18 protein-coding genes and 1 tRNA gene are annotated in these 21,016 nt (G+C 73.1%); 6 read left to right on the forward strand and 13 right to left on the reverse strand.

Annotated features, from left to right (window positions below):
- Positions 1-26: 26 nt before the first annotated feature.
- The 6 genes from pth to ABGA99_RS31630 all read right to left on the reverse strand — a co-directional run bounded on the left by pth (position 27) and on the right by ABGA99_RS31630 (position 5,158).
- On the reverse strand, positions 27-617 hold the full coding sequence (gene pth, locus ABGA99_RS31605) for an aminoacyl-tRNA hydrolase (RefSeq protein WP_347580396.1): 591 nt from the start codon (positions 615-617) through the stop codon (positions 27-29).
- Between the two features lie 78 nt (positions 618-695).
- The gene (locus ABGA99_RS31610) at positions 696-1,310 is read right to left on the reverse strand and encodes a 50S ribosomal protein L25/general stress protein Ctc (RefSeq protein WP_347580395.1); all 615 of its coding nucleotides are present in this window, start codon (positions 1,308-1,310) and stop codon (positions 696-698) included.
- A gap of 191 nt (positions 1,311-1,501) precedes the next feature.
- Positions 1,502-2,479, reverse strand: a complete 978-nt coding sequence (locus ABGA99_RS31615) for a ribose-phosphate diphosphokinase (RefSeq protein WP_347580394.1) — start codon at positions 2,477-2,479, stop codon at positions 1,502-1,504.
- Between the two features lie 97 nt (positions 2,480-2,576).
- Positions 2,577-4,055, reverse strand: coding sequence for a bifunctional UDP-N-acetylglucosamine diphosphorylase/glucosamine-1-phosphate N-acetyltransferase GlmU (glmU, locus tag ABGA99_RS31620; RefSeq protein WP_347580393.1), 1,479 nt, complete (start codon positions 4,053-4,055; stop codon positions 2,577-2,579).
- A 116-nt stretch (positions 4,056-4,171) separates the two neighbouring features.
- Positions 4,172-4,242 (reverse strand) — tRNA-Gln (locus tag ABGA99_RS31625).
- Positions 4,243-4,264: 22 nt separating this feature from the next.
- The gene (locus ABGA99_RS31630) at positions 4,265-5,158 is read right to left on the reverse strand and encodes a hypothetical protein (RefSeq protein WP_347583984.1); all 894 of its coding nucleotides are present in this window, start codon (positions 5,156-5,158) and stop codon (positions 4,265-4,267) included.
- 156 nt (positions 5,159-5,314) lie between these two features.
- On the opposite strand from ABGA99_RS31630, the gene ABGA99_RS31635 reads away from it, so the two are divergent.
- A complete protein-coding gene (locus ABGA99_RS31635; RefSeq protein WP_347583985.1) occupies positions 5,315-6,841 on the forward strand; it encodes a histidine kinase in 1,527 nt (508 codons plus the stop codon).
- A 57-nt stretch (positions 6,842-6,898) separates the two neighbouring features.
- Here ABGA99_RS31635 and ABGA99_RS31640 read toward each other — a convergent pair whose 3' ends face one another.
- Entirely contained in the window at positions 6,899-7,429 is a 531-nt protein-coding gene (locus tag ABGA99_RS31640) for an SUKH-3 domain-containing protein (RefSeq protein ID WP_347580390.1), read from the reverse strand.
- 3 nt (positions 7,430-7,432) lie between these two features.
- Complete coding sequence (locus ABGA99_RS31645; protein WP_347580491.1) at positions 7,433-7,936, reverse strand: YwqJ-related putative deaminase; 504 nt, start codon at positions 7,934-7,936, stop codon at positions 7,433-7,435.
- Positions 7,937-8,301: 365 nt separating this feature from the next.
- On the opposite strand from ABGA99_RS31645, the gene ABGA99_RS31650 reads away from it, so the two are divergent.
- The 3 genes from ABGA99_RS31650 to ABGA99_RS31660 all read left to right on the forward strand — a co-directional run bounded on the left by ABGA99_RS31650 (position 8,302) and on the right by ABGA99_RS31660 (position 12,764).
- Positions 8,302-9,285, forward strand: a complete 984-nt coding sequence (locus tag ABGA99_RS31650) for an HNH endonuclease (protein WP_347580389.1) — start codon at positions 8,302-8,304, stop codon at positions 9,283-9,285.
- A gap of 7 nt (positions 9,286-9,292) precedes the next feature.
- Entirely contained in the window at positions 9,293-11,653 is a 2,361-nt protein-coding gene (locus tag ABGA99_RS31655; RefSeq protein WP_347583986.1) for an SUKH-4 family immunity protein, read from the forward strand.
- A gap of 172 nt (positions 11,654-11,825) precedes the next feature.
- Positions 11,826-12,764, forward strand: a complete 939-nt coding sequence (locus ABGA99_RS31660) for a hypothetical protein (protein ID WP_347583987.1) — start codon at positions 11,826-11,828, stop codon at positions 12,762-12,764.
- A 41-nt stretch (positions 12,765-12,805) separates the two neighbouring features.
- On the opposite strand, the gene ABGA99_RS31665 is transcribed toward ABGA99_RS31660, so the two are convergent.
- The gene (locus ABGA99_RS31665) at positions 12,806-13,408 is read right to left on the reverse strand and encodes a class I SAM-dependent methyltransferase (RefSeq protein WP_347583988.1); all 603 of its coding nucleotides are present in this window, start codon (positions 13,406-13,408) and stop codon (positions 12,806-12,808) included.
- Between the two features lie 98 nt (positions 13,409-13,506).
- Between ABGA99_RS31665 and ABGA99_RS31670 the strand changes: the two genes are divergently transcribed.
- Positions 13,507-14,142 carry an XRE family transcriptional regulator gene (locus ABGA99_RS31670; RefSeq protein WP_347583989.1) on the forward strand — a complete coding sequence of 212 codons (636 nt, stop codon included), beginning with the start codon at positions 13,507-13,509 and terminating at the stop codon, positions 14,140-14,142.
- Here ABGA99_RS31670 and ABGA99_RS31675 read toward each other — a convergent pair.
- Both ABGA99_RS31675 and ABGA99_RS31680 read right to left on the reverse strand, forming a co-directional pair.
- Positions 14,127-14,984 (reverse strand): putative RNA methyltransferase, encoded by an 858-nt coding sequence (locus tag ABGA99_RS31675; protein WP_347583990.1) that lies wholly within the window; start codon positions 14,982-14,984, stop codon positions 14,127-14,129. The genes ABGA99_RS31670 and ABGA99_RS31675 overlap by 16 nt on opposite strands.
- Positions 14,985-15,206: 222 nt before the next feature.
- Positions 15,207-16,220, reverse strand: a complete 1,014-nt coding sequence (locus tag ABGA99_RS31680) for a helix-turn-helix transcriptional regulator (protein WP_347583991.1) — start codon at positions 16,218-16,220, stop codon at positions 15,207-15,209.
- A gap of 302 nt (positions 16,221-16,522) precedes the next feature.
- On the opposite strand from ABGA99_RS31680, the gene ABGA99_RS31685 reads away from it, so the two are divergent.
- Positions 16,523-17,152 (forward strand): hypothetical protein, encoded by a 630-nt coding sequence (locus tag ABGA99_RS31685; protein WP_347583992.1) that lies wholly within the window; start codon positions 16,523-16,525, stop codon positions 17,150-17,152.
- A 238-nt stretch (positions 17,153-17,390) separates the two neighbouring features.
- Here ABGA99_RS31685 and ABGA99_RS31690 read toward each other — a convergent pair whose 3' ends face one another.
- Entirely contained in the window at positions 17,391-19,976 is a 2,586-nt protein-coding gene (locus ABGA99_RS31690) for an FtsX-like permease family protein (RefSeq protein ID WP_347583993.1), read from the reverse strand.
- A gap of 1 nt (position 19,977) precedes the next feature.
- Positions 19,978-20,742, reverse strand: a complete 765-nt coding sequence (locus ABGA99_RS31695; RefSeq protein ID WP_347581809.1) for an ABC transporter ATP-binding protein — start codon at positions 20,740-20,742, stop codon at positions 19,978-19,980.
- Positions 20,743-21,016 lie beyond the last annotated feature (274 nt).

Here is a 21,016-nt window from a genome sequence, read left to right on the forward strand (position 1 = left end):
GGTCACAGTGGCGACAGACCGCGGGATCAGCCGTTGTACGCGTTCTGGGCCCGCTCCAGGCCCTCCGTGACCAGTGCCTCCACGGCGTCCGCCGTGCGGTCCACGAAGTAGTCGAGATCCTTGCGCTCGGCGGCGGAGAAGTCCTTCAGCACGTAGTCCGCCACGTCCATCCGCCCCGGCGGCCGGCCCACGCCGAACCGCACCCGCAGATACTCCCTGCCCAGCGACTTCGACAGCGACTTCAGCCCGTTGTGGCCGTTGTCGCCGCCGCCGAGCTTCAGCCGCAGCGTGCCGTAGTCCAGGTCCAGCTCGTCGTGGACGACGACCATCCGCTCCAGCGGGACCTTGTAGAAGCCGGCGAGCGCCGAGACCGGGCCGCCGGACAGGTTCATGTACGCCATCGGCTTGGCCAGCACGATCCGCCGGCCCGCCGGCCCCGGCGGGCCGAGACGCGCCTCCACGACCTGCGCCCGCGACTTGTGCGCCTTGAACCGGCCGCCCACACGCTCCGCCAGCAGATCGGCGACCATGAACCCGACGTTGTGCCGGTTGCCCGCGTACCCCGGGCCCGGATTGCCCAGGCCCACGACGAGCCACGGCTGCGCTGCGTCCGACATCTGCCTGCTCTCCCGGGGTGCGTGTGCGTGCGCGTACGGAGACGGGGGGCGGGCCCGTACGACCCGCCCCCGCCGGGCTCACTCCTCCGACTTGCCCTCGGCGGCCGCGGCCTCGCCCTCGGCGGCCTCGCCCTCCGCGGCCGGCTCCTCCGCCTGCGGCGCGACGACGTGCAGCACCGGGTCCTCGCCGTCCACCGCGAGCGTCACCCCGGCCGGCAGCTTGACGTCCTTCGCCGCCACCGTGGCACCCGCCTCCAGGCCCTCGACGCTGACGGTCACCGACTCCGGGATGTTCGTCGCCTCGGCCTCGACCGGCAGCGCGTGCAGCGTGTGCTCCAGCAGGTTCTGGCCCGGCGCCAGGTCGCCCTCGACCTGGATCGGCACCTCGACGGTGACCTTCTCGCCGCGCTTCACGACCAGCAGGTCCACGTGCTTGAGCACCCCGGTGCGCAGCGCGTCACGCTGCACGTCCTTCGGGATGACCAGCTCGGACTTGCCTTCGAGGTCGAGGCTGATCAGCACGTTCGAGGTCTTCAGCGCCATCAGCAGGTCGTAGCTCGGCAGCGACACGTGCCGCGGGTCGGCACCGTGGCCGTAGAGGACACCGGGAACCTTGTCCTCGCGGCGCAGCCGGCGGGCGGCGCCCTTGCCGGTCTCGGTCCGCGGCTCCGCGGTGATCTTGTACTCGGCCATGACTGCACTCCTCGCAGTAGGTGAAGCTGACGGGACGGTCACCCGGCCGCGATCGGCCTGCTACGAAGAGCGCGTCGATAACGGAGCACCGAACCGGAACCGGACGAACCGGGGCGGCCTCCCTCGCCGAGCAACTCCGGGAGTCTACCCGGCGGCGAGTGGCCGCCCCAAGTCGATCTTCGCGGTACCGGCTACGCGAGCTCGTCGAAGAGGCTGGTCACGGACCCGTCCTCGAACACCTCGCGCACCGCCCGCGCGATCACCGGCGCCATCGACAGCACCGTGATCTTGTCCAGGTCCAACTCGCTCGCCGTCGGCAGCGTGTTCGTGAAGATGAACTCGCTGACCTTCGACCCCTTCAGCCGGTCACCCGCGGGACCCGACAGCACGCCGTGCGTCGCCGCCACGATCACGTCCTCCGCGCCGTTCGCGAACAGCGCGTCCGCCGCCGCGCAGATCGTGCCCCCCGTGTCCACCATGTCGTCCACCAGCACGCACACCCGGCCGGCCACGTGCCCCACGACCTCGTGCACCGTCACCTGGTTCGCCACATCCGGATCCCGGCGCTTGTGCACGATCGCCAGCGGCGCACCCAGCCGGTCGCCCCAGCGGTCCGCCACCCGCACGCGCCCCGCGTCCGGCGAGACCACCGTCAGCTTCGACCGGTCCGTCTTCGAGGCCACGTAGTCCGCCAGCACCGGCAGCGCGAACAGGTGGTCCACCGGGCCGTCGAAGAAACCCTGGATCTGGTCCGTGTGCAGATCCACCGTCAGGATCCGGTCCGCACCCGCCGTCTTCAGCAGGTCGGCGATCAGCCGCGCCGAGATCGGCTCCCGGCCCCGGTGCTTCTTGTCCTGGCGGGCATAGCCGTAGAACGGGACGATCGCGGTGATGCTCCGCGCAGAGGCACGTTTCAGCGCATCCACCATGATCATCTGTTCCATGATCCACTGATTGATGGGCGTCGTGTGACTCTGCATCACGAAACAGTCGGCACCCCGCGCCGACTCCTGGAAACGAACGTAGATCTCACCGTTGGCGAAGTCGAACGCCTTCGTCGGTACGAGGCCCACACCGAGCTGGTGCGCGACCTCCTCGGCAAGCTCGGGGTAGCCACGGCCGGTGAAAAGCATCAGCTTCTTCTGGCCGGTCGTCTTGATCCCGGTCACAGCACGGTCTCCTCGGTGTCGGGGCAGGCGGCCGGGCGGGCGGCCGGTCGGATGTCCTACTCACCGTACGCCCCGAACGCCCCCGCCTCCCACGCCCTCACCCCGCCTGACCGGCCGCCTCGTCCTTGGCCGGGACCTCCCGGCGGGCCGCCTCGGCCGCCTGCGCCGCGGCACTCCCCGGCCGCTTACGGGCCACCCAGCCCTCGATGTTGCGCTGCTGACCGCGCGCCACGGCCAGCGAACCCGGCGGCACATCCTTCGTGATCACCGAGCCCGCGGCGGTGTACGCGCCGTCCCCGATTGTGACCGGCGCAACAAGCATGTTGTCCGCGCCCGTACGGCAATGACTCCCGATCGTCGTGTGGTGCTTGGCCACCCCGTCGTAGTTGACGAACACACTCGCGGCACCGATGTTCGTGTGCTCGCCGATCGTCGCGTCGCCCACGTACGACAGATGCGGCACCTTCGTACCCGCACCCACGTCCGCGTTCTTCATCTCCACGTACGTCCCCGCCTTGGCCCCCGCGCCCAGCCGCGTCCCCGCCCGCAGATACGTGTACGGACCCACACTCGCGCCCGGCCCGACCTCCGCCCCGTCCGCAACGGTGTTGAGCACCCGCGCCCCCGCGCCCACCGTCGTGTCCGTCAGCGTGCACCCCGGCCCCACCTCCGCACCGGCACCCAGATGCGTCGACCCCAGGAGCTGCGTCTGCGGCTGCACCACCGCGTCCGGCTCGTACGTCACCGCCACGTCGAACCACGTCGACGCCGGATCCACCACCGTCACCCCGGCCAGCATCGCGTCCCGCAGCAGACTGTCGTTCAGCAGGCGGCGCGCCTCCGCCAACTGCACACGGTTGTTGATGCCCAGGATCTCGCGATGATCGGCGGCGAGCGACGCACCCACCCGGTGCCCCGCGGAACGCAGGATCCCCAGCACGTCCGTCAGATACTCCTCGCCCTGGCTGTTGTCCCGCCGCACCTGCGTCAGCGCGGACGCCAGCAGCTTCGCGTCGAACGCGAACACCCCGGAATTGATCTCCCGGATCTCCCGCTGCGCCGCGGAGGCGTCCTTGTGCTCCACGATCCCGGTCACGGCCCCGGCCGCGCCCTCCCGCACGATCCGCCCGTACCCGGTCGCGTCCGGCACCTCGGCGGTCAGCACGGTCACGGCGTTCCCGTCGGCGTCGTGCACGGCGGCGAGCCGGCCCAGCGTCTCCCCGGCCAGCAGCGGTGTGTCCCCGCACACCACCACCACGGTCCCGTCCAGCGCCACGCCGCCCCCGGCCAGCTCCTCCAGCGCGATCCGCACGGCGTGCCCGGTCCCGTTCTGCTCCCGCTGCACCACGGCCCGGGCCTGCGGCGCGACCTCACCGAGATGCGCGGCGACGGCCTCCCGGCCGTGCCCGACGACCACGACCAGATGCTCGGGGTCCAGCTCTCCGGCGGCGGCGACGACGTGCCCGACGAGCGAGCGACCACAGATGCGGTGCAGGACCTTGGGGGTCGCGGACTTCATTCGGGTGCCTTCGCCCGCGGCGAGTACGACGACGGCTGCGGGGCGGTTCGCGGTCACGTGAGGTCCTTACGCAGGCGGAATCGGGGATACGGGCAGGATACCGACGGCGTACGCGGGGGTAATGCAAACGGGCCCCGGCGGTTGCCGGAGCCCGTGGGCCATCTGTGTCGAGGCTCCCGGGGAAGGAGTCGAACCCTCATTCAATGGACCAAAACCATTTGTCCTGCCATTAGACGACCCGGGATAGTTCGTCACCTATGTCCGATTCAATGATCGGGGTGACGTGCGGCCACCACTATGCCGTACCACCACCCTTCAATGCGACGGTAAAGGTCCGCGCCTTGCAGGACGCGAACCGCCAGGCAGCCGTGGTAGTCCTCGCCCACGTTCCTGCGCGCCGTTACCGGATTGTGTTTCTTGAGGGACGTCTTGTCGAAACAGGACAGGTCGCTGCCGACGCGCTCGGTCCAGAACCTTTCGGCGGCGGCCACGTCTGCGGACTCGTGGATCATCAGGTGGAAGCGCAGCCGTTCGGGCTCGACGCCCAGCAAGCGCAGCCACGCGAGGAAGACCTCGATCATGTGGGGGTCGCCGTTGGCGAAGATGACCCTCTCGGTCCGGCTGGAGGGCTTGGTCTTGGCGCCCTCGGACCAGTACAGGCCCACGCCGACGAGGAACAGCTCCCGGTCGCTGAGGTGCCCGATCTCGCGGGCCGCGTCGAGCTTCGTCTGCTGCCGTTCGGCCTCTCTCTTCCGCAGCGTCGCCTCCCATCCCCGTTTCGCGATGGCCGACGCTTCTTCCGGGGTCCTGGGCGGCGGCTTGGGCAGGTCGCGTACCCACAGGGAGATCGAACTCTTCGAGCAGCCCAGCTCCAGCTGGATCTGGTCGTACGTCTTCCCCTGCTTGCGTAGCTCGCGGGCCCTCGCGCGCAGGGCGTCCTTCGCTCGCGGGCGCCTGGTCCACTCCGGGGGTGGGGTGCCTTCCAGGAGACGGTTGAGCAGGTCGTTGTTGCCGACTTTCAGGCGGTCGCGGATCTGTCTGCGGCTCAGGCCCGCCCCCCGGAGGGCCTTCGCCCGGTCGCGGAGTTCGTCGAACGTGGCCGTGCCCGTGAGCAGGCCGCCCGTGCCGTCGCCTGGACGGCGTTGTCTTGCCTGGGTCATGGGGTCAGCCTGGACGGGCGTCGGGTGTGGGGGTGCGAATATGCGGTCGATTCAGCAGTTCGGGGCTTACCTGGTGGTTTCGTGTGCGTTCGAATCCGTTGCGTGCTGTTGCACCCGAAGCCTGGCCCCGCGCGATCGGCCCTTACGCTGGTTGGTATGACCACGTCGGGGGAAGCCGTGAGCGAGGTCTCCGGGGGGCGGAGGCCGGTGTGGTGGTGGGCGCGGCGCCGCTCGACGGTGCTGGACGTGGTGCTGGCGGTGGCCTCGGCCGCGGAGTGTGTGGCGCAGGGGGTGCCGTTCTCGCAGGATGCCGGGCTGCCGCTGGGGTTCGGGATCGTGCTGGGGGTCGTCGCGGGGAGCACGCTCGTGCTGCGGCGGCGGTGGCCGATCGTGCCGGTGCTGGTGGGAATGGCCGTCACGCCCGCGGAGATGGGCTTCCTGCTGACCATCGTCGGTCTCTACACCCTCGCCGCCTCCGACATCCCCCGGCGCATCACCGCGGCCCTGGCCGGGATGTCCGTCTCCGCCGTGATCATTGTCACGTTCGTGCAGATGTACCAGACCTTCGAGGAGCACGACCGCGACTCGCCCTTCGTCCTGGCCGCGCTCGTCGCCCTGCTGATGTCGGTCGGTGTGACGCTGCCGCCGCTGCTGTTCGGGCTGTACGTGGGCGCGCGGCGCCGGCTCGTGGAGAGCCTGCGGGAGCGGGCCGACGGGCTGGAGCGGGAGTTGTCGCTGCTCGCGGAGCGGGCGGAGGAGCGCGCGGTGTGGGCGCGGCGCGAGGAGCGCACGCGGATCGCGCGGGACATGCACGACGTGGTGGCGCACCGGGTGAGTCTGATGGTGGTGCACGCGGCGGCGCTGGAGCGGGTGGCGCTCAACGATCCGGAGAAGGCGGCGCGGAACGCGGCGCTGGTCGGGGACATGGGGCGGCAGGCGCTGACGGAGCTGCGGGAGATGCTGGGTGTGCTGCGGATGCCGGCGGGGTCGGTGTCGGCGGGGAGCGGGGTTGCCGGCGGGAGCGGGGCCGTCGTCGGCGCGGCGGCGTCCGGCGGTGCGGGTGCCGGGGTGGCGGCGGCCGGTGCGGGCGCCGGTGCCGGGGCCGGTGGTGTCGGAGCCGTCCGGGCCGGTCCTGAGGCCGCTTCCTCCGTTTCCGGTGCCGCCCGTGCTGCTGTAGCCACCGGGCCCGACCTCCCGTCGCAGGGCGGCCCGGCCGCCGCGGGTGGGGCCGCGAGTGCCCGTGCCGGGCAGCGCCCGCGGGACGCCGCCGAGGCCGATGCGGGTGGCCCGGGGCCGTGTCTGGACGACCTGGAGTCGCTGATCGGCGAGTCCCGTGTCGCGGGGATGGCCGTGGACTTCGCGGTGGAGGGCGATCCCGGCCCGTACGCCGCGGAGGTGGAGCAGACCGTCTACCGGGTGGTGCAGGAAGCGCTGACCAACGTCCACAAGCACGCCCCCGGCGCCAAGACCCGGGTGCTGCTCGCGCACCGCGTCGCCGAGGTGGCCGTGCTCGTGCTCAACGGCCCGTCCGACGCCGCCTTTCAGAGCGCCGGGCTGCCCAGCGGCGGCAACGGCCTGGTGGGCATGCGCGAGCGCGTGACGGGCCTGGGCGGCGGCTTCGTCTCGGGTGCGACGGAGGCGGGCGGCTTCCGCGTCTCGGCCGTTCTGCCCAGCGGGACGTAGGACCCGAAACGTCGCTCGGGGCGCCCTTCACCCGGGTCCCGTACGGACCCCCCGCTCCTAGTCGGCCTCCGGTGTCAGGCGCTGCGGTGCGAGCCCGGTGACCAGCGTCACGAGCACCTCGTCCACGTTCCTGCCCAGGAACCAGTCCCCGGTGTGGTCCAGCGCGTATCCCCGGCCTTCCGCGTCCACCGCCAGCACCGCCTGTGCCGTGCTGCCGTCCGGGGCCAGCTCGGCGCCCAGCGGGCACAGCTCCGTCCGGAGCGCGCGGCCCAGGTCCGCGAGGGTGCGGGTGAGGTGGAGGCCGTGCATCGGGTCCACGTGCAGGTCCGCCGGGCCCAACTGGCGGCCGGGGCCTTCGCCGACGACGCGCAGGCCGCCGAACTCCGCCCACGCCTCCACCGCCGCCGGGAACACGGCGTGCACGTGGCCGCCCGGCGACACATGGGCCCGTAGCGCGTCGGCCCAGCTCTCCGCCTGTCTTATGTCCCACCGGCCCGGCTCCCAGCCGGCCGCGCGCAGGGCGCTGTCGACCTCGACCGGGAAGCGCGTGTGGTGCGCGGCCAGGTCGCGCGGATCCGTGGGGACCACGGCTCAGCCCTCGGCGTGCGCGTCACCCACGGTGCGCACGCCGAAGTGGGTCAGGAGCGCGGTGCAGGAGCGGCACGGCGGCGCGTACCGCCCGTGCAGCGGGTCGCCGTCCTCGCGGATGTGGCGCGCGGTGATCTTCGCCTGCTTCAGCGCCCGCCGCGCCTCTCCGGCCGACAGCGGCTTGCGCGCGGCGCGCTTGCTGCGGCCGGCCTCGACGGCGGACAGGTGCCGCGAGAGCAGCACGGCTTCGGGGCAGCGCCCGGTGAAGCGCTCGCGGCGGCCGCTGGTGAGCGTGTCGAGGAAGTCCTGGACCAGGGGGTGCAGCAGGGGGCCCCGGTCGGCGCGGCCTGCGGTGGAGGTGAGGGTCTGGCCGCGGACGGAGAGGGCGGCGCCGACGGCCGGCAGGACGCCGTCCCGCCGGCGGGTGAGGCGCGGCAGACCGTCGCCGGGCGCCGTGTCGCGCCAGTCTGTGCGGGGGTCGGCCGCCGGGCCGGTCCCCGTCCCCATGTCCGTGTCCATGTATCCGTACGGAGTGTCCAGCTCGCCGAACGTGCGTCCCATACCGCCGTATGGATCGCCGCCCGTGAGCGGATCGGCTGTGTCAGAGCGTGCGTGCATAGCGGTAAGAGCCTCCCCCGTGAAACTCCGCTGTCTCGCGCCGTCCAGCTTGCCACATACGTACGACACGACACCCGAGGTGCCTTCCGTACCGGCGTGTGCACACGCCGTGGTCCGGTCCCGTGCTGGGCAAGTCCGTCATTGCGGAGCAGATCGCGCCGCTTGCCGGGGCGCTCTCTGACCAGGGCAAGACCGCCGGCCGCGGCACCCCATAGGCTGTGTTTGACGGAGACCAACGGCAGGGGGCACACGCGATGACGTCAGGTCGGCGAGGAACGACCGTCGCACCGCCGAACGCGGCATACGCCGGGCAGGTCGTGAACTTCCCGGACCCGGTCCGGGCTGCCAGACACCCCCGGGGCGTGCGTGTGGACGCCGACGGTTACCCGGACTTCTCCCCGTACGCGCGCGCGGCGGCGGAGATCGCCGAGCCCCCGGAGGGCTTCGGCATCGACGAGCTGCGGCTGACGGACTACGTGTCGGCGAACGCGGCGCTGCACGCGCAGGGCCACGAGCTGTGGTCGACGCTGCCGGCCGTGGCGACGCCGCACGGCTGGACGTGGCACCACGTGGCGGGCACCCGCCGCATGGAGCTGGTGCCGGCCGACGTGAAGGCGCTGCTGCGGCACCACGGCGGGCTGGCGACGGCGGCCGTCGACCAGGACAAGCGCGGCACGCGCCCGTTGCAGGAGACGCGGCCGGTGCATTTCACCCTCCCGCGTGACGGCGCCGCGGTCACCGAGGACCAGGTGCTGGGCATCGAGGAGGATCTCGGGTACGGGCTGCCGGGCGCGTACCGCGACTTCCTCAAGGCGGCGGGCGGTTGCGCGCCGGTCGGCGCGGCGCTCGATCCGGAGCTGGGGCTGCTGGTGGACCAGCCGTTCTTCACGGTGCGCGACGAGGCCGCGGTCAACGACGTGGTCTACGTCAACAAGTGTCTGCGGGACCACCTCACGAAGGACTATCTGGGTATCGCTTTCCTGCAGGGCGGGGTGCTGGCGCTGAAGACGAAGGGCCGCAGGCGCGGCAGCGTGTGGTTCTGCCCGTACGACGACGCCCGCGACCAGGGCGACTCGGGCTGGTCGGTGGCGGAGCGGGCGGAGCGGCTGCTGCTGTTCTGCGGGGAGGACTTCGACGCCTTCCTCGACCGGCTGGTCGGCGGCCCGCCGGAGTTGGAGACCGTGGCGAATCTGATGGTGGACGGCGGCTTCGCGCGCGCCGTGCCGGTGGAGGGGTGAAGAGGTGATGGTCACCTTCGCACAGGCGCAGGAGCGCGCCGACTCGTGGATCAACGGCGGGGTGCCGCAGCAGCGGCGCCGCGAGGTCAAGGTGCGGGAGTTCGAGCTGGGCTTCGTGGCCTGGGCCGAGATCCCGGCGGGCGGTGGGGTGCCGGAGGGCTCGGGGGCGCGCATGGTCATCGCGCGTGACTCGGGCGACACGACGCTGTGGCCGGCGCTGCCGGTCGGCGAGGTGATCCGGCGCTTCGAGGAGGAGTACGGCGGCGAGGAGGCGGCGGCGCCGCGGGGGGCGCAGCCGGGGGAGCGCGTGGACCTGGGCGCGACGTCGTTCCTGCTGACGCCGCCGGAGTGGCTGCAGGAGGCGGCGGACCAGATCGGGATTCCGCGGCGCGGTGACTCGGGGTCGTCCGGGTCCGCAGGGTCGGGTGGCCGCCACGCGGCTGCCCCTGCCGCTTCCCCCGCGCCGGCGCAGGCGTCGGCGGCGTCGGGCTCGGGTGCGCCTGCGGCGCAGGCGAGTTCGAGTGCGCCGTACGGGGCCGGGGGTTCCGGTCCCGCTTCGCCGTACGCGGCCGGGGGCGCCGGTCCGTCGGGCGCCCCCTCCGGGTCGGTGGGTCCGCGGGTGGACCCGACGGCGCCCGCGGCGGCGGCGCCGACTCCGTGGAACGACACCAACTCCCGCGGCGACGACGACGCGGCCTCCGTACCTCTGCCGGAGACCGTCCTGTCCGCTCAGCTTCCCGACACCCCGCCGCCGAGCGGCCCGTACCCGCCCCCGCCCGGCGGCGGCAGCTACCCCGGCGCTCCGGGGGGCCCGCCCTCGGGCGCGGGCACTCCGCCCGCCCCCGGCTCCGGCGGCTACCCGGGTGCCCCGGCGCCGCCCGGCCGGCCCGCGGCCCCCGGCGCTCCGCCCGCCCCGGGCTCCGGCAGCTACCCCGGCGCCCCGGGCACCCCGCCCCCCGGCGCCCCCGCACCGCCGGGAGCCCCGAACGCCCCGGGAGCCCCGGGCACTCCGCCCGGCGCCCCCGGCGCCCCGCCCGCTCCGAGCGCCCCCGCGGCGCCCGGCGCTCCGGTACCGCCCGGCCCACCCGCGGCCCCCGGCGCCCCGGGCGCCCCCTCTGTACCCGGCGCCCCGGGCGCTCCCGGAGCATCCTCGGCCCCCAGCACCCCCTCCGCCCCGGCCTCCAACCCCGGTGGCGGTGCCGCCGACATCGCCGAGCAGGCCACCAGCAAGGCCACCCCCCTTCCGCCCCCGCTCAAGGGCAAGCGGGCCCCCGGCGGCCAGGGCGTACCGCCGCCTCCCGGCGCCCCCGGCATGCCCCCCGGCCCCCAGAACCCGGCCAACCCCCCGCAGCCCGCCGGCTACGGCTATCCGCCCCCCGGCGTCCCCACCGTCGGCCCCGGCTACCTCGCCGTCCTGCGCTACCGCGCCCAGGACGGCTCCGAGCAGCAGGTCATGCGCCGCTCCGCCCCCGGCACCCCGCACCCCGAGTGGCAGATCCTGCACGAGCTGCGCGGCATGGGCGTACCGCCGCAGCAGGTCCTGGAGCTGCACACCGAGCTGGAGCCCTGCGACCTGCCCGGCGGCTACTGCTCCCGCATGATCCGCGAGACCTGGCCGCAGGTGCGGCTGAGCCACACCGCCTCCTACGGCCGTGACCACGCCTCCCGGCAGCAGGGCATGCAGCAGCTCATCGAGCACCAGGGCGAGCTGCACCAGGTCGCCGACGGCCCGGCCCGGCCGCGGCCGCAGCGCGTGCCGCTGCCGCCGCCGGGGCAGATCCCCGTCATGCCGCCGCTGCCGCCGGAGGCGCTGGGGCACGAGCTGCACCAGGCGTTCGGGCCGCAGGGCGTGTTCCGGTACGACCAGCGGGCCGTGGCCCGGCAGGGCGTGCCGGACATCGTGGCGCAGACCCTCGTGTGGGCCGGGCTGCCGATGGACTTCGGCCCGTTCTTCTGGGGCCAGGCGCAGCCGGGCCGGCCGGTGCCGACGCTGGCGGAGCTGGCGGCGGAGCGGGGGGTGCAGGCGGCGTCCGACGCCGGTTCGTACCTCGTGATGGGCAATGACTTCGGCCGCCAGATGTGCGTCCAGTACGGCACCGCGCACATCGTCGCCGTGCCGCTGGAGGCGGCGCCCGGCGGGGGCAGCGCGCCGCCGCAGTTCGTGAACACGGGGCTGCCGGAGTTCGTGCGCTGCCTGGCGATGCTCGGCCACATGTGGCGGATGCGCTTCGGGCTCACGCCGGACCAGGCGGGGCGCTGGACGGTCGACTTCCAGTCGCAGCTGGTGGCGATCGACCCGGCGGCCCTGCAGGGCCCGGACCACTGGTGGTCGGTGGTCCTCGAACAGCTCTGGGACGGCCTGTTGTAACCCGTCGCGGGCAGCACGGAAACGGCCTCACCGGCTCCGCCGGTGGGGCCGTTTCGTATGTTCTTCGACCGATGACCACCTGAAAGGAGCGGGTGTCGGATTATGACCGATTCGCGCGAATCCTGAAGGATGAGCGCCGACAGTCGACCGGGGACGAGAGGAGCTCGATCACATGGGCGCCGTGAAGACGTCGGCTCGGGGCTTCGACACCGTACGCGGTGGTCGCGGCTACCACCCCGACCAAGTGGACGCCGCGGTGACCCGCGTGGGCGAGGAGCGCGACTCCGCCTGGGAGCGGGCCGCCCGCCTCACCGTCCTGGAGCGCGAGCTGAGCCAGGAACTGGAGCGGCTCACCGGCGAGCTGGCGCAGGTCAAGGAGCAGACCTACGCCGAACTGGGCGCCCGCGCCCAGGAGATCCTGTACCTCGCCCAGGACCAGGCCGCCGAACTCCGCGGCACCGCCGCCGAGCAACTGCACCGCGCGCAGGCCGAGACGCGCCGGTACGTCGAGGAGACCACCGCCGACACCCGGCGCGCGGCCCAGGCGCTGCGCGAGGAGGCCGAGGCCCGGCTGCGCAGCGCGCTCGGCGCGGCCGAGCAGGAGGCGGCCGACCTGCTGTTCTCCGCGCACGCCGCGGTCGAGGACACCGCGGGCGAGGCGGCGGCTGCGCTGGCGGAGATGAAGCACCGCACGGCGGCGATGCTCGACGACGCCCGCCACGAACGCGCGGCGGCGGCACGGCGGTGGGACGAGGAGGTACGGGAGCGCCGGCAGGCCATCGACGCCGAACTCGCCACCCGTACCCGCAGCGCGGAGACGCACCTCGCCGAGCAGCAGGCGGCGCACGCCGAGGCCGAGGCGTACGCGGTCCGCTGCCGCGACGAGGCGGAGGCGCAGGGCGCGGAGCTGGTGGCGGAGGCGGTGGGGCAGGCGGAGCAGATCGAGCGCGACACGCAGCGCGCGCTGCGCGAGGCGGAGGGCCGCCGCGAGGAGCTGTCGGCGCACATGGAGCACGTACGCGCCACCCTCACGGCGATGACGGGCCGCGCCCCCGACTCCGACCCGGCCACCGGCACGGTCCCGAGCCCTTCGCCCCACGGGGACGATTAGGCGGGAGTGCCGCTCCGCCCCCGCGAAGGTCGCGGGGGCGCTCAGCGCGGGCGGCGGGCTCGTAGGACGGTGTCGTGGGAGTGGGGTGTGCCGGCGGGGGCCGGGGCGGTGCGGGGGCGGGTTTCGTCGACCTGGATGTCCCAGGTGGGTTCGAGGAGTTCGGTGATGTCGACGGGCCGGTAGTAGCCGGCGGGGTCGAAGTTCTCGTCCGGGTGCCGGGCCGGGTCGGCGGGCGCGTGGGTGGCGAAGAGCAGCGTCCCTCCGGGGGCGACGGCGTCCACGAGGCCGCGCAGGGCGGCGTGGCCCGGGTGGCGCTTGAGCGGGAAGTAGTGGAGGGACACCAGGTCGAAGGCGCCTGCGGGGGGCGGTACGGCCAAGAGGTCGGCCCGTGTCCACGTCACGCGGCCGGCGACGTCCGTGGCCGCCGCGGCGGCGCGTTCCAGGGCGATCGCGGAGACGTCGACCGCGGTGACCTGCCAGCCGCGCCGGGCGAGCCAGCGGGCGTCGGCGCCTTCGCCGCATCCGGCGTCGAGCGCCCGGCCCGGTGCCAGGCCGGCGGTCTCGGCGACGAGTACGGCGTTGGGATTGCCGCTGAACACCTGATCGCTGCCGCCGTACATCGCCTCCCAGTGCCCGGTGTCCATGTGCCCGCTCCTCTCGCTGGGTGACGCCACCGTGCGCCCGGTCCGGCAATCCCGCAAAGTTCTTTGCAGAAAGTGCAAAGCGGCCGCACAGTGGGCCCGTGAGCGATGACGTCGACGCCGTGCTGGCCGCGGTGGGCCCCCGGCTGCGTGAGCTGCGCCGGCGCAGCGGCGCCACCCTGACCGCCCTGTCGGAGACCACCGGCATTCCGGTCAGCACGCTGTCCCGGCTGGAGTCCCGACGCCGCAAACCGGGTCTGGAACTGCTGCTGCCCCTGGCCAGGGCCTACCGGGTGCCCGTCGAAGAACTCATCGGCGCGCCGGCCGAGCTCAACCCCCGGGTGTATCCGCGGCCGTTCACCCGGAACGGCATGACCGTCGTCCCGCTGACGCGCAAACCCGGCGGACTGCAGGCGTTCAAGCACCTCCTGCCCGCCGGCCTGACCGACGGCCGCGCACCCGACCCCCGCTCCCACGAGGGCTATCACTGGCTGTACGTCCTCAAGGGCCGCCTGCGCGTCGTCCTCGGCGACAAGGACGTCGTCCTCACGGAGGGCGAGGCCGCCGAGTTCGACACCCGTCTCCCGCACTGGTTCGGCAACGCCGACGAGCACCCCGTGGAGTTCCTCAGCATCCTCGGACCCCAGGGCGAGCGGGTCCACGTCAGAGCCGGTGACCGCCCCGACGGACCCGATCACCCCGGAACACCCCCGGGCCCCGCTCACCGCCGCCGGTAGGCGGTGGCCAGCACGGAGACGGTCACACGGGCCGGCGGCGGGCCGTCCGTACGGGACGGGTGGCGTGCGCTCGGTGTCATCGCCACCAGATCCAGGGCTTCGGGGCCGGTCAAGCGGGCGGTGTAGTCGACCCGTTCGGTGGCGGCGGCCTCGAAGTACGGGTCGAGCGCGCGGTGCAGCCGCTCTTCCTTCGCCGGGTCGACGGTGACCATCGCGGGCCGGTGATCGCGCAGTTCGGCCAGGTGGCGCCCGGTGGGGCGGACCACGACCAGCCGGCCGGCCGGGCGCAGCACGCGGTGGAACCCGGCCGGGTTGCGCGGGGCGAAGACGTTGAGCACGACATCGGCCACGCCGTCGGCCAGCGGCAGGGGGCGGAAGACGTCGGTGGCCACGGCGGCGGCCCGGTCGTGGGCGCGGGCGGCGGCGCGCAGGGCGCGTACGGAGGTGTCGAGACCGACACCGCGGGCGCCGGTCAGCCGGTCGAGCACGCCGGCCAGGTAGTAGCCCGTACCGCATCCCGCGTCCACGACCGTGGCCCGCGGCCGGGATTCTGCCGCGGCCGTGGGTTCGGCCGCCAGCCGGGCCGCGGCCTCGCGCAGCGGCGCGTACGCACCGGTGGCCAGGAACCGGCTCCGGGCGCGGACCATTTCCGCGTCGTCGCCGCTGGTGGCGCGGGCGCCGGTGAGCAGGCTGACGTAGCCGTGGCGGGCGAGGTCGAAGGTGTGGCCGGCCGGGCAGCGCAGTGCGCCGCCTCCGGGGTGCAGACGGTGGGTGCGGCGGCACGTGGGGCAGCGCAGCACGTCGAGGGAGAGGGCGAGGGCAGGGGGAAGCGGGACGGGCACGAGGCGCTCCTGGCACAGATGACGGGACGGGACCGTGCCTGCGGGCGCGCGCGTGGCGGCACTGCCCGGGAAGCGGGCAGCGAAGGAACGCGGGTCACGCGGCAGGCACGCCGGGGAGGGCGACGCCGGCGGGCGTCGCCCTCAGTGCCTTCCGCTCAGAGGAAGCAGTGCGGGCCGCTCGTGAATGCCACGTCACGAGTCTACGAGCCCTCCGTAAGAGGTTCAGGACCCGTCGGCAGAGGCCGCCGGGTCCCCGTGCCGGTACTCCCGTGGCGTCACCCCGTACGCCGCGCGGAAGCTGCGCGTGAACGCCGCCGCGTGGGTGTACCCCCAGCGGGCCGCGATCCGGTGGACGGGGACCGCGGCGAGGACGGGGTCGGCCAGGTCGCGGCGGGCCTGCTCCAGGCGCTGGCGGCGGATCCAGCCCGCGACCGTCTGGCGGCCCTCGGTGTGCGCGCGGAAGATCCGGTGCAGGTAGCTGACGGAGATGTGGTGGGCGTCCGCCACCTGCTGCGGGGTCAGCTCCGGGTCCGCGAGCCGGTGGCGCATGAAGTCCACGACGCGTACCAGCAGGGCGTGCTGCCGGTGCTCGGGGTCCAGCGCCGCCGCCGTCTTCGACTCCAACTGGTGGGCCAGGTAGGCGTGCACCAGGTCCAGCACGGCGGTGCCCAGCCGGGCGGTGTCGCTGGGGCGGTAGGCGGCGGCGCTGCTCAGTACGTGGCTGACGACCCCGGTCAGGAGCGCGCCGGGGCCCTCGTCGCCGGGGAGGTCCTGGCCGACGAGCCGCCCGAGGCTTCCCGTCGGGAGTGTGAGGGTGTCCTTCGGGATGTCGACGGTCAGCGCGTGGAAGTGGCCGCGGTCGTCCGAGGCGCGGAGGCCGACGGTGTCGAGCCGGGTCACGTCGTTGAAGTACACGGCGCCCGGCCGGGAGACGACGGTGCGGCCGTCCCAGTCCGCGTACAGCGTGCCCTCCACGGGTACCAGGAGCTGGTAAGCATTGTCGCCGGTGTCGGCGGAGCTGCGGACGATGTCCATCGGGGAGAGCCGACGGGATGCGACCCACAACCCGCCGAGGCCGATCTCCAGCTCCTCGGCGAGGAATCCGGAGCCCGCCCGGCCGTCCGCGCCCGTGGCCAGGAAGCTGAACCCCGGCATCTCCCGGCACATCCGGTCATGCCAGTACGCGAAACGCTCGCCTTCCGGCACGTCGTCGGTGCGGAACTCGCCCCCGATCACGCCCCACCCCCGTCTGCCCCCCGAGGCAGGCACCCGAGCCTAGAGCATGCGTTTACCCGCTCTTTACCGGGCGGGGTCCCCGGCACGCGCACCGCGCCGCAGTGCACGCATCGTCAAGGAAGTGTCCTCAGAGCGTCAATGACCTACCCGTGGCACACCTGCCACCGTGGGTCGGGACACGAATCTGCGCGTGCGGTGACCGCTCGTGTCCTTGCTTGCATGCCTCTCATGCACGACCAGCACGGGAGACCGCGCGCGCCACCGCGCATGTCGAAAGGCAACCCCCAGTGAACCGAACTCGCATGACAGTGCTGGCGGCGGTCAGCGCCGCCGCGCTCGCCCTCACCGGCTGCTCGGACGACGACTCCGACTCCTCCGCCGCGGACCAGGAGTCCTCGCAGGAGGCGGCGCCGGAGCCGGAGTCGGAGCCGGAGGCCGCGGAGGAGGAGAGCCCGGCCGCCGCGCCGAAGGAGGTCGAGGTGACGCCGCCGGGGACGAAGCTGAAGATCGGCGAGCAGGCGGTCGTCCCGTACGACAGGGCGGGCGCCACCGGCCACATCGGGATCACCGTCACCGGGGTGTCGGACGTGGACAAGGCGGCCTTCGACGCCGCGCTCGGGGAGAACGGCGACGCGGACATCACGCCGTTCTGCGTCGAGTACACGATCGAGAACGCGGACGGCAGCGACCTCGGCGGCTCGTACCCGCCGGACCTCGTCGGCACCACCGCGGACGGCGGCGAGACGGGGGCCACGGTCTTCGGCGCGGACGTCGAGGGCTGCGCGGAGGGCGTGGCGCCCGACGAGTTCGCCGAGGCGGGCGCCTCGTACGAGACGAAGCGGGTGCAGGGCGCCGGGCCCGGCGCCGCCGTCGCGGGCGCCTCGTACGAGGAGGACGACTACGAGGACAAGCCGATCGTCTGGACCCCGTAGCAGCCGCCGGTCCGGCAACAGAGGCCGCCGACGGAAGCCGGCGACGGCGATCGGCAACTGAGGCCGGCAACGGCAGAGGGCCGGCGTCCCACCCCCGTGGGGCCGCCGGCCCGTACGGGAGCCGCCCCCGGCGGCTCCGCGAAGACCGCCCGTTCCGGATACTCCCGTACCGGGAACGGGCTCGGGGCCCGGCGAACGCCCACCAAGCTTCGCCGGGCCCCTCCACCGCGTACCGCCGCTACTCGGTCGCGATGGCGTTCAGCACGTTCATCCGGCCCGCCCGGAACGCCGGGACCAGCGCCGCGAACAACCCGACGACCGCCGAGCCCGCGAACACCACCCCGATCGTCGGCCAGGGGATGTCGAGCACCTTCAGGCCCTCCAGCGCCAGCAGTTGCTGCGCCGCCGTGCCCCACGCCAGCCCGAGCCCGAGCCCGAGCAGCGCACCGAACAGGGCGATCACCACGGACTCCAGCCGGATCATCCGGCGCAGTTGCCTGCGCGACAGCCCGATCGCGCGCACCAGCCCGATCTCCCGGGTCCGCTCGATCACCGACAGGGCCAGGGTGTTGACGACGCCGAGGACCGCCACGATGATCGCCAGCGCCAGCAGCCCGTTGACGAGGTTGAGCATCTGGCCCACCTGGTCCTTCAGGGTCTGCTTGAAGTCGGTCTGGTCGCGCACCTGGTACTGCGGGTACGGGTCCATCGCCTTCTTCAGCGCCGCGTACGCGGTCTCCTCCTGGCCGTCCTCGGCCTTGCCGAACATGATGTCGTTGCGCGGCAGGTCGCCCGCCTTGATGTAGTCCCGCGCCGTGGTCAGGTTCAGATACGCCGCACCCGAGTCGAGCGTGGTCTCGGAGGAGGTGACGGCGCGCAGCGTCAGCTCCGCGGTGCCGCCGTCGGCGAAGTCGACCGTGAGGGTGTCGCCGAGCTTCAGCCCGTGGTCCTTGGCGAAGTCCTCGCCGACGGACATGCTGTCCTTCTTGTAGGCGTCGGCCAGTTCGCCGCGTACGGTCTCGGTCCTGAGGTCCTGCGCGTACGTCGCGGAGGCGGCCGTCAGGCTGTACTCCTCGACGGTCTTGCCGTCCGGCAGCGTCAGGTCCGCGTCGAGCGCCTTGTAGTGCGTGACGTGCTCCATGTGCGGTGCGTCGTCGAGGACCTTCGCGGCCTCCGGGACGATCGGCTGGCCCATGTCGGACTGGATGATGAAGTCCGCGCCCACCGACTTGTCCAGTTCCTCCGTCGCCGAGGCGACCATGGAGGACCCGACCACCGACAGACAGGCGACCAGCGAAAGACCGATCATCAGCGCCGAGGCGGTCGCCCCGGTACGCCGCGGGTTGCGCAGCGCGTTGCGCTCGGCCATGCGCCCCACCGGGCCGAAGATCCGAAGTACACCGGCCGCGAGGGCCCGTACCAGCAGACCGGCCAGCACCGGTGCGAAGACGATGAAGCCCAGCAGGGACAGCAGCACGCCGCCCGCGAGGTACATCGCGCCGTCGGCGGCCTCGTCGACGCGGGAGGTGAGGAAGAGCAGACCGCCGCCGCCCGCGGTGAGCAGCACGCCCAGCGCGGTCCGTACGGCACCGGCCTTGCGGTCGCCCGGCGTGCCGGCGTCGCGCAGCGCGGCCATCGGCGAGACCTTGCCCGCCCGGCGGGCCGGCAGCCACGCGGCGAGCACGGTGACGACGACGCCGAGGACGATGCCCACGACGGGCGTGGTGGCGTTGATCGTCAGATCGGCGGTGTTCAGCTCCATGCCGACCGCGCCCATGAGCTTCATCAGTCCCACGGCGATGCCGATGCCGGCGCCGACGCCGAGGACCGAGCCGATGACGCCGAGGAGCAGCGCTTCGACGAGCACGGAGCGGTTGACCTGGCGGCGGCTGGACCCGATGGCCCGGAGCAGCCCCAGCTCGCGGGTGCGCTGGGCGACGAGCATGGAGAAGGTGTTGACGATGAGGAAGATGCCGACGAGGACGGCGATGCCGGCGAAGCCGAGCATGGCGTACTTCATGACGTCCATGAAGCTGCCGAGGTCGTCCTTGTTCTCCTCGACGACCTCGTCCTTCGTCTGCACCTTGAGGGGCTCGGCGGAGTCGGCCGTGGCCTTCCGGACGTCGGCCTTCAGCGCCTCGTTGGAGACGCCGGGGTCGGCGGTGAGGTTGATCGAGGAGAAGACGCCGGGCTTGCCGAGGAGCTTCTCCTGCGCGGTCGCGGTGTCGAAGTAGACGATCGTCGCGCCCGGGTTGGTGATCTTGAAGGTGGCGATGCCGACGACCTCGGTGGTGAACGAGCCGGGGTCGGCGATCGTCCGGATCTCGTCGCCGATCTCCACGCCGTGCTTGTCGGCGGCGTCGGCGTCGATGACGACCTCGGTGGGCCCGCGCGGCTCGTGGCCCGAGGTGATCTCGACGGCCTTCAGCTCCAGCGGGTCCCAGTTGGTGCCGATGGTGGGGGCGCCGGTGTCGGAGCCGAGATTGTCGTTGTCGGCGTCCGCGACGGTGATGGCGTCGTTGGCCACCTCGCCGTCGGCGGCCTTGACGCCGTCGACCTTCTCGACGCGCGCCAGGTCCGCGGCCGGCAGCGTCGGCTGGGGCTTGCGGCCCCAGTCGCCGTCGTCGTTGTCCGCGGCCTTGGGGCTGACCCGGACGTCGGAGGCGGATGCCTTGAAGAGCCGGTCGAAGGTGGTGGTCATGGTGTCGGAGAAGACGAGCGTGCCGCACACGAACGCCACCGACAGCACGACGGCGACGGCGGAGAGCGCCATGCGTCCCTTATGGGAGAAGAAGTTGCGCATGGAGGTCTTGAAGACGGTCATGTCAGGCCACCCGGCCCCGCGCGTCGAAGGACTTCATCCGGTCGAGGACCTGCTCGGAGGTGGGGTTCCACATCTCGTCGACGATGCGGCCGTCGGCGAGGTACAGGACGCGGTCGGCGTAGCCGGCGGCGACCGGGTCGTGGGTGACCATCACGATGGTCTGGCCCAGCTCGTCCACGGAGCGGCGCAGGAAGCCGAGGACCTCGGCGCCGGCGCGGGAGTCGAGGTTGCCGGTCGGCTCGTCGCCGAAGATGATCTCCGGCCGGGAAGCGAGCGCCCGCGCCACCGCGACGCGCTGCTGCTGACCGCCGGAGAGCTGGCTCGGGCGGTGCTTGAGCCGGTCGGCCAGGCCCACGGTGTCCACCACGCGCTGCAGCCACTCGCGGTCGGGCTTGCGACCGGCGATGTCCATGGGCAGCGTGATGTTCTCCAGGGCGTTGAGGGTGGGCAGGAGGTTGAACGCCTGGAAGATGAAGCCCACGCGGTCGCGCCGCAGCTGGGTCAGCTTCTTGTCCTTCAGCCCGGTGACCTCGGTCTCGTCGATCCAGATGCGGCCTGCCGTGACCGTGTCGAGGCCGGCGAGGCAGTGCATGAGGGTCGACTTGCCGGAGCCCGAGGGCCCCATGATGGCGGTGAACTGGCCCCGGGCGATGTCCACATCGACGTTGTCGAGAGCGAGGACCCGCGTTTCCCCCGAGCCGTACGCCTTGGTCACCTGTCGCGCTCGTGCGGCGACGGCCGTGCGCGTCGCTACAGCCGTAGTCACAGTCGTGTCTCCTTCGTCTGGGAACCGCCCTGCGAAACCGCCCTGCGGAACCTGTCTGCGCCGCTGCTGCGGCGCTGTTTCGTCGTGTGTACGAGTCTCGTGAGCGGGGGCCGGGAAATCCCTGGTGCCTGGCGCCGTATCGGGTGTGGGGATATCCCCACCCCGGTACTGGGGAAGGACCCCCCGCCCGGCCCTCCGTCTCCGCCGTCGACCTGCCTGACCAGGCTAGAAAGCCTCGCGGGCGGTCCCGTCGGCCGGACGGAGGAGCCGGCCC

Origin of the sequence: Streptomyces sp. B5E4 (genome assembly GCF_039871555.1) — a bacterium.
In the GTDB taxonomy this organism is placed as follows: Bacteria; Actinomycetota; Actinomycetes; order Streptomycetales; family Streptomycetaceae; genus Streptomyces.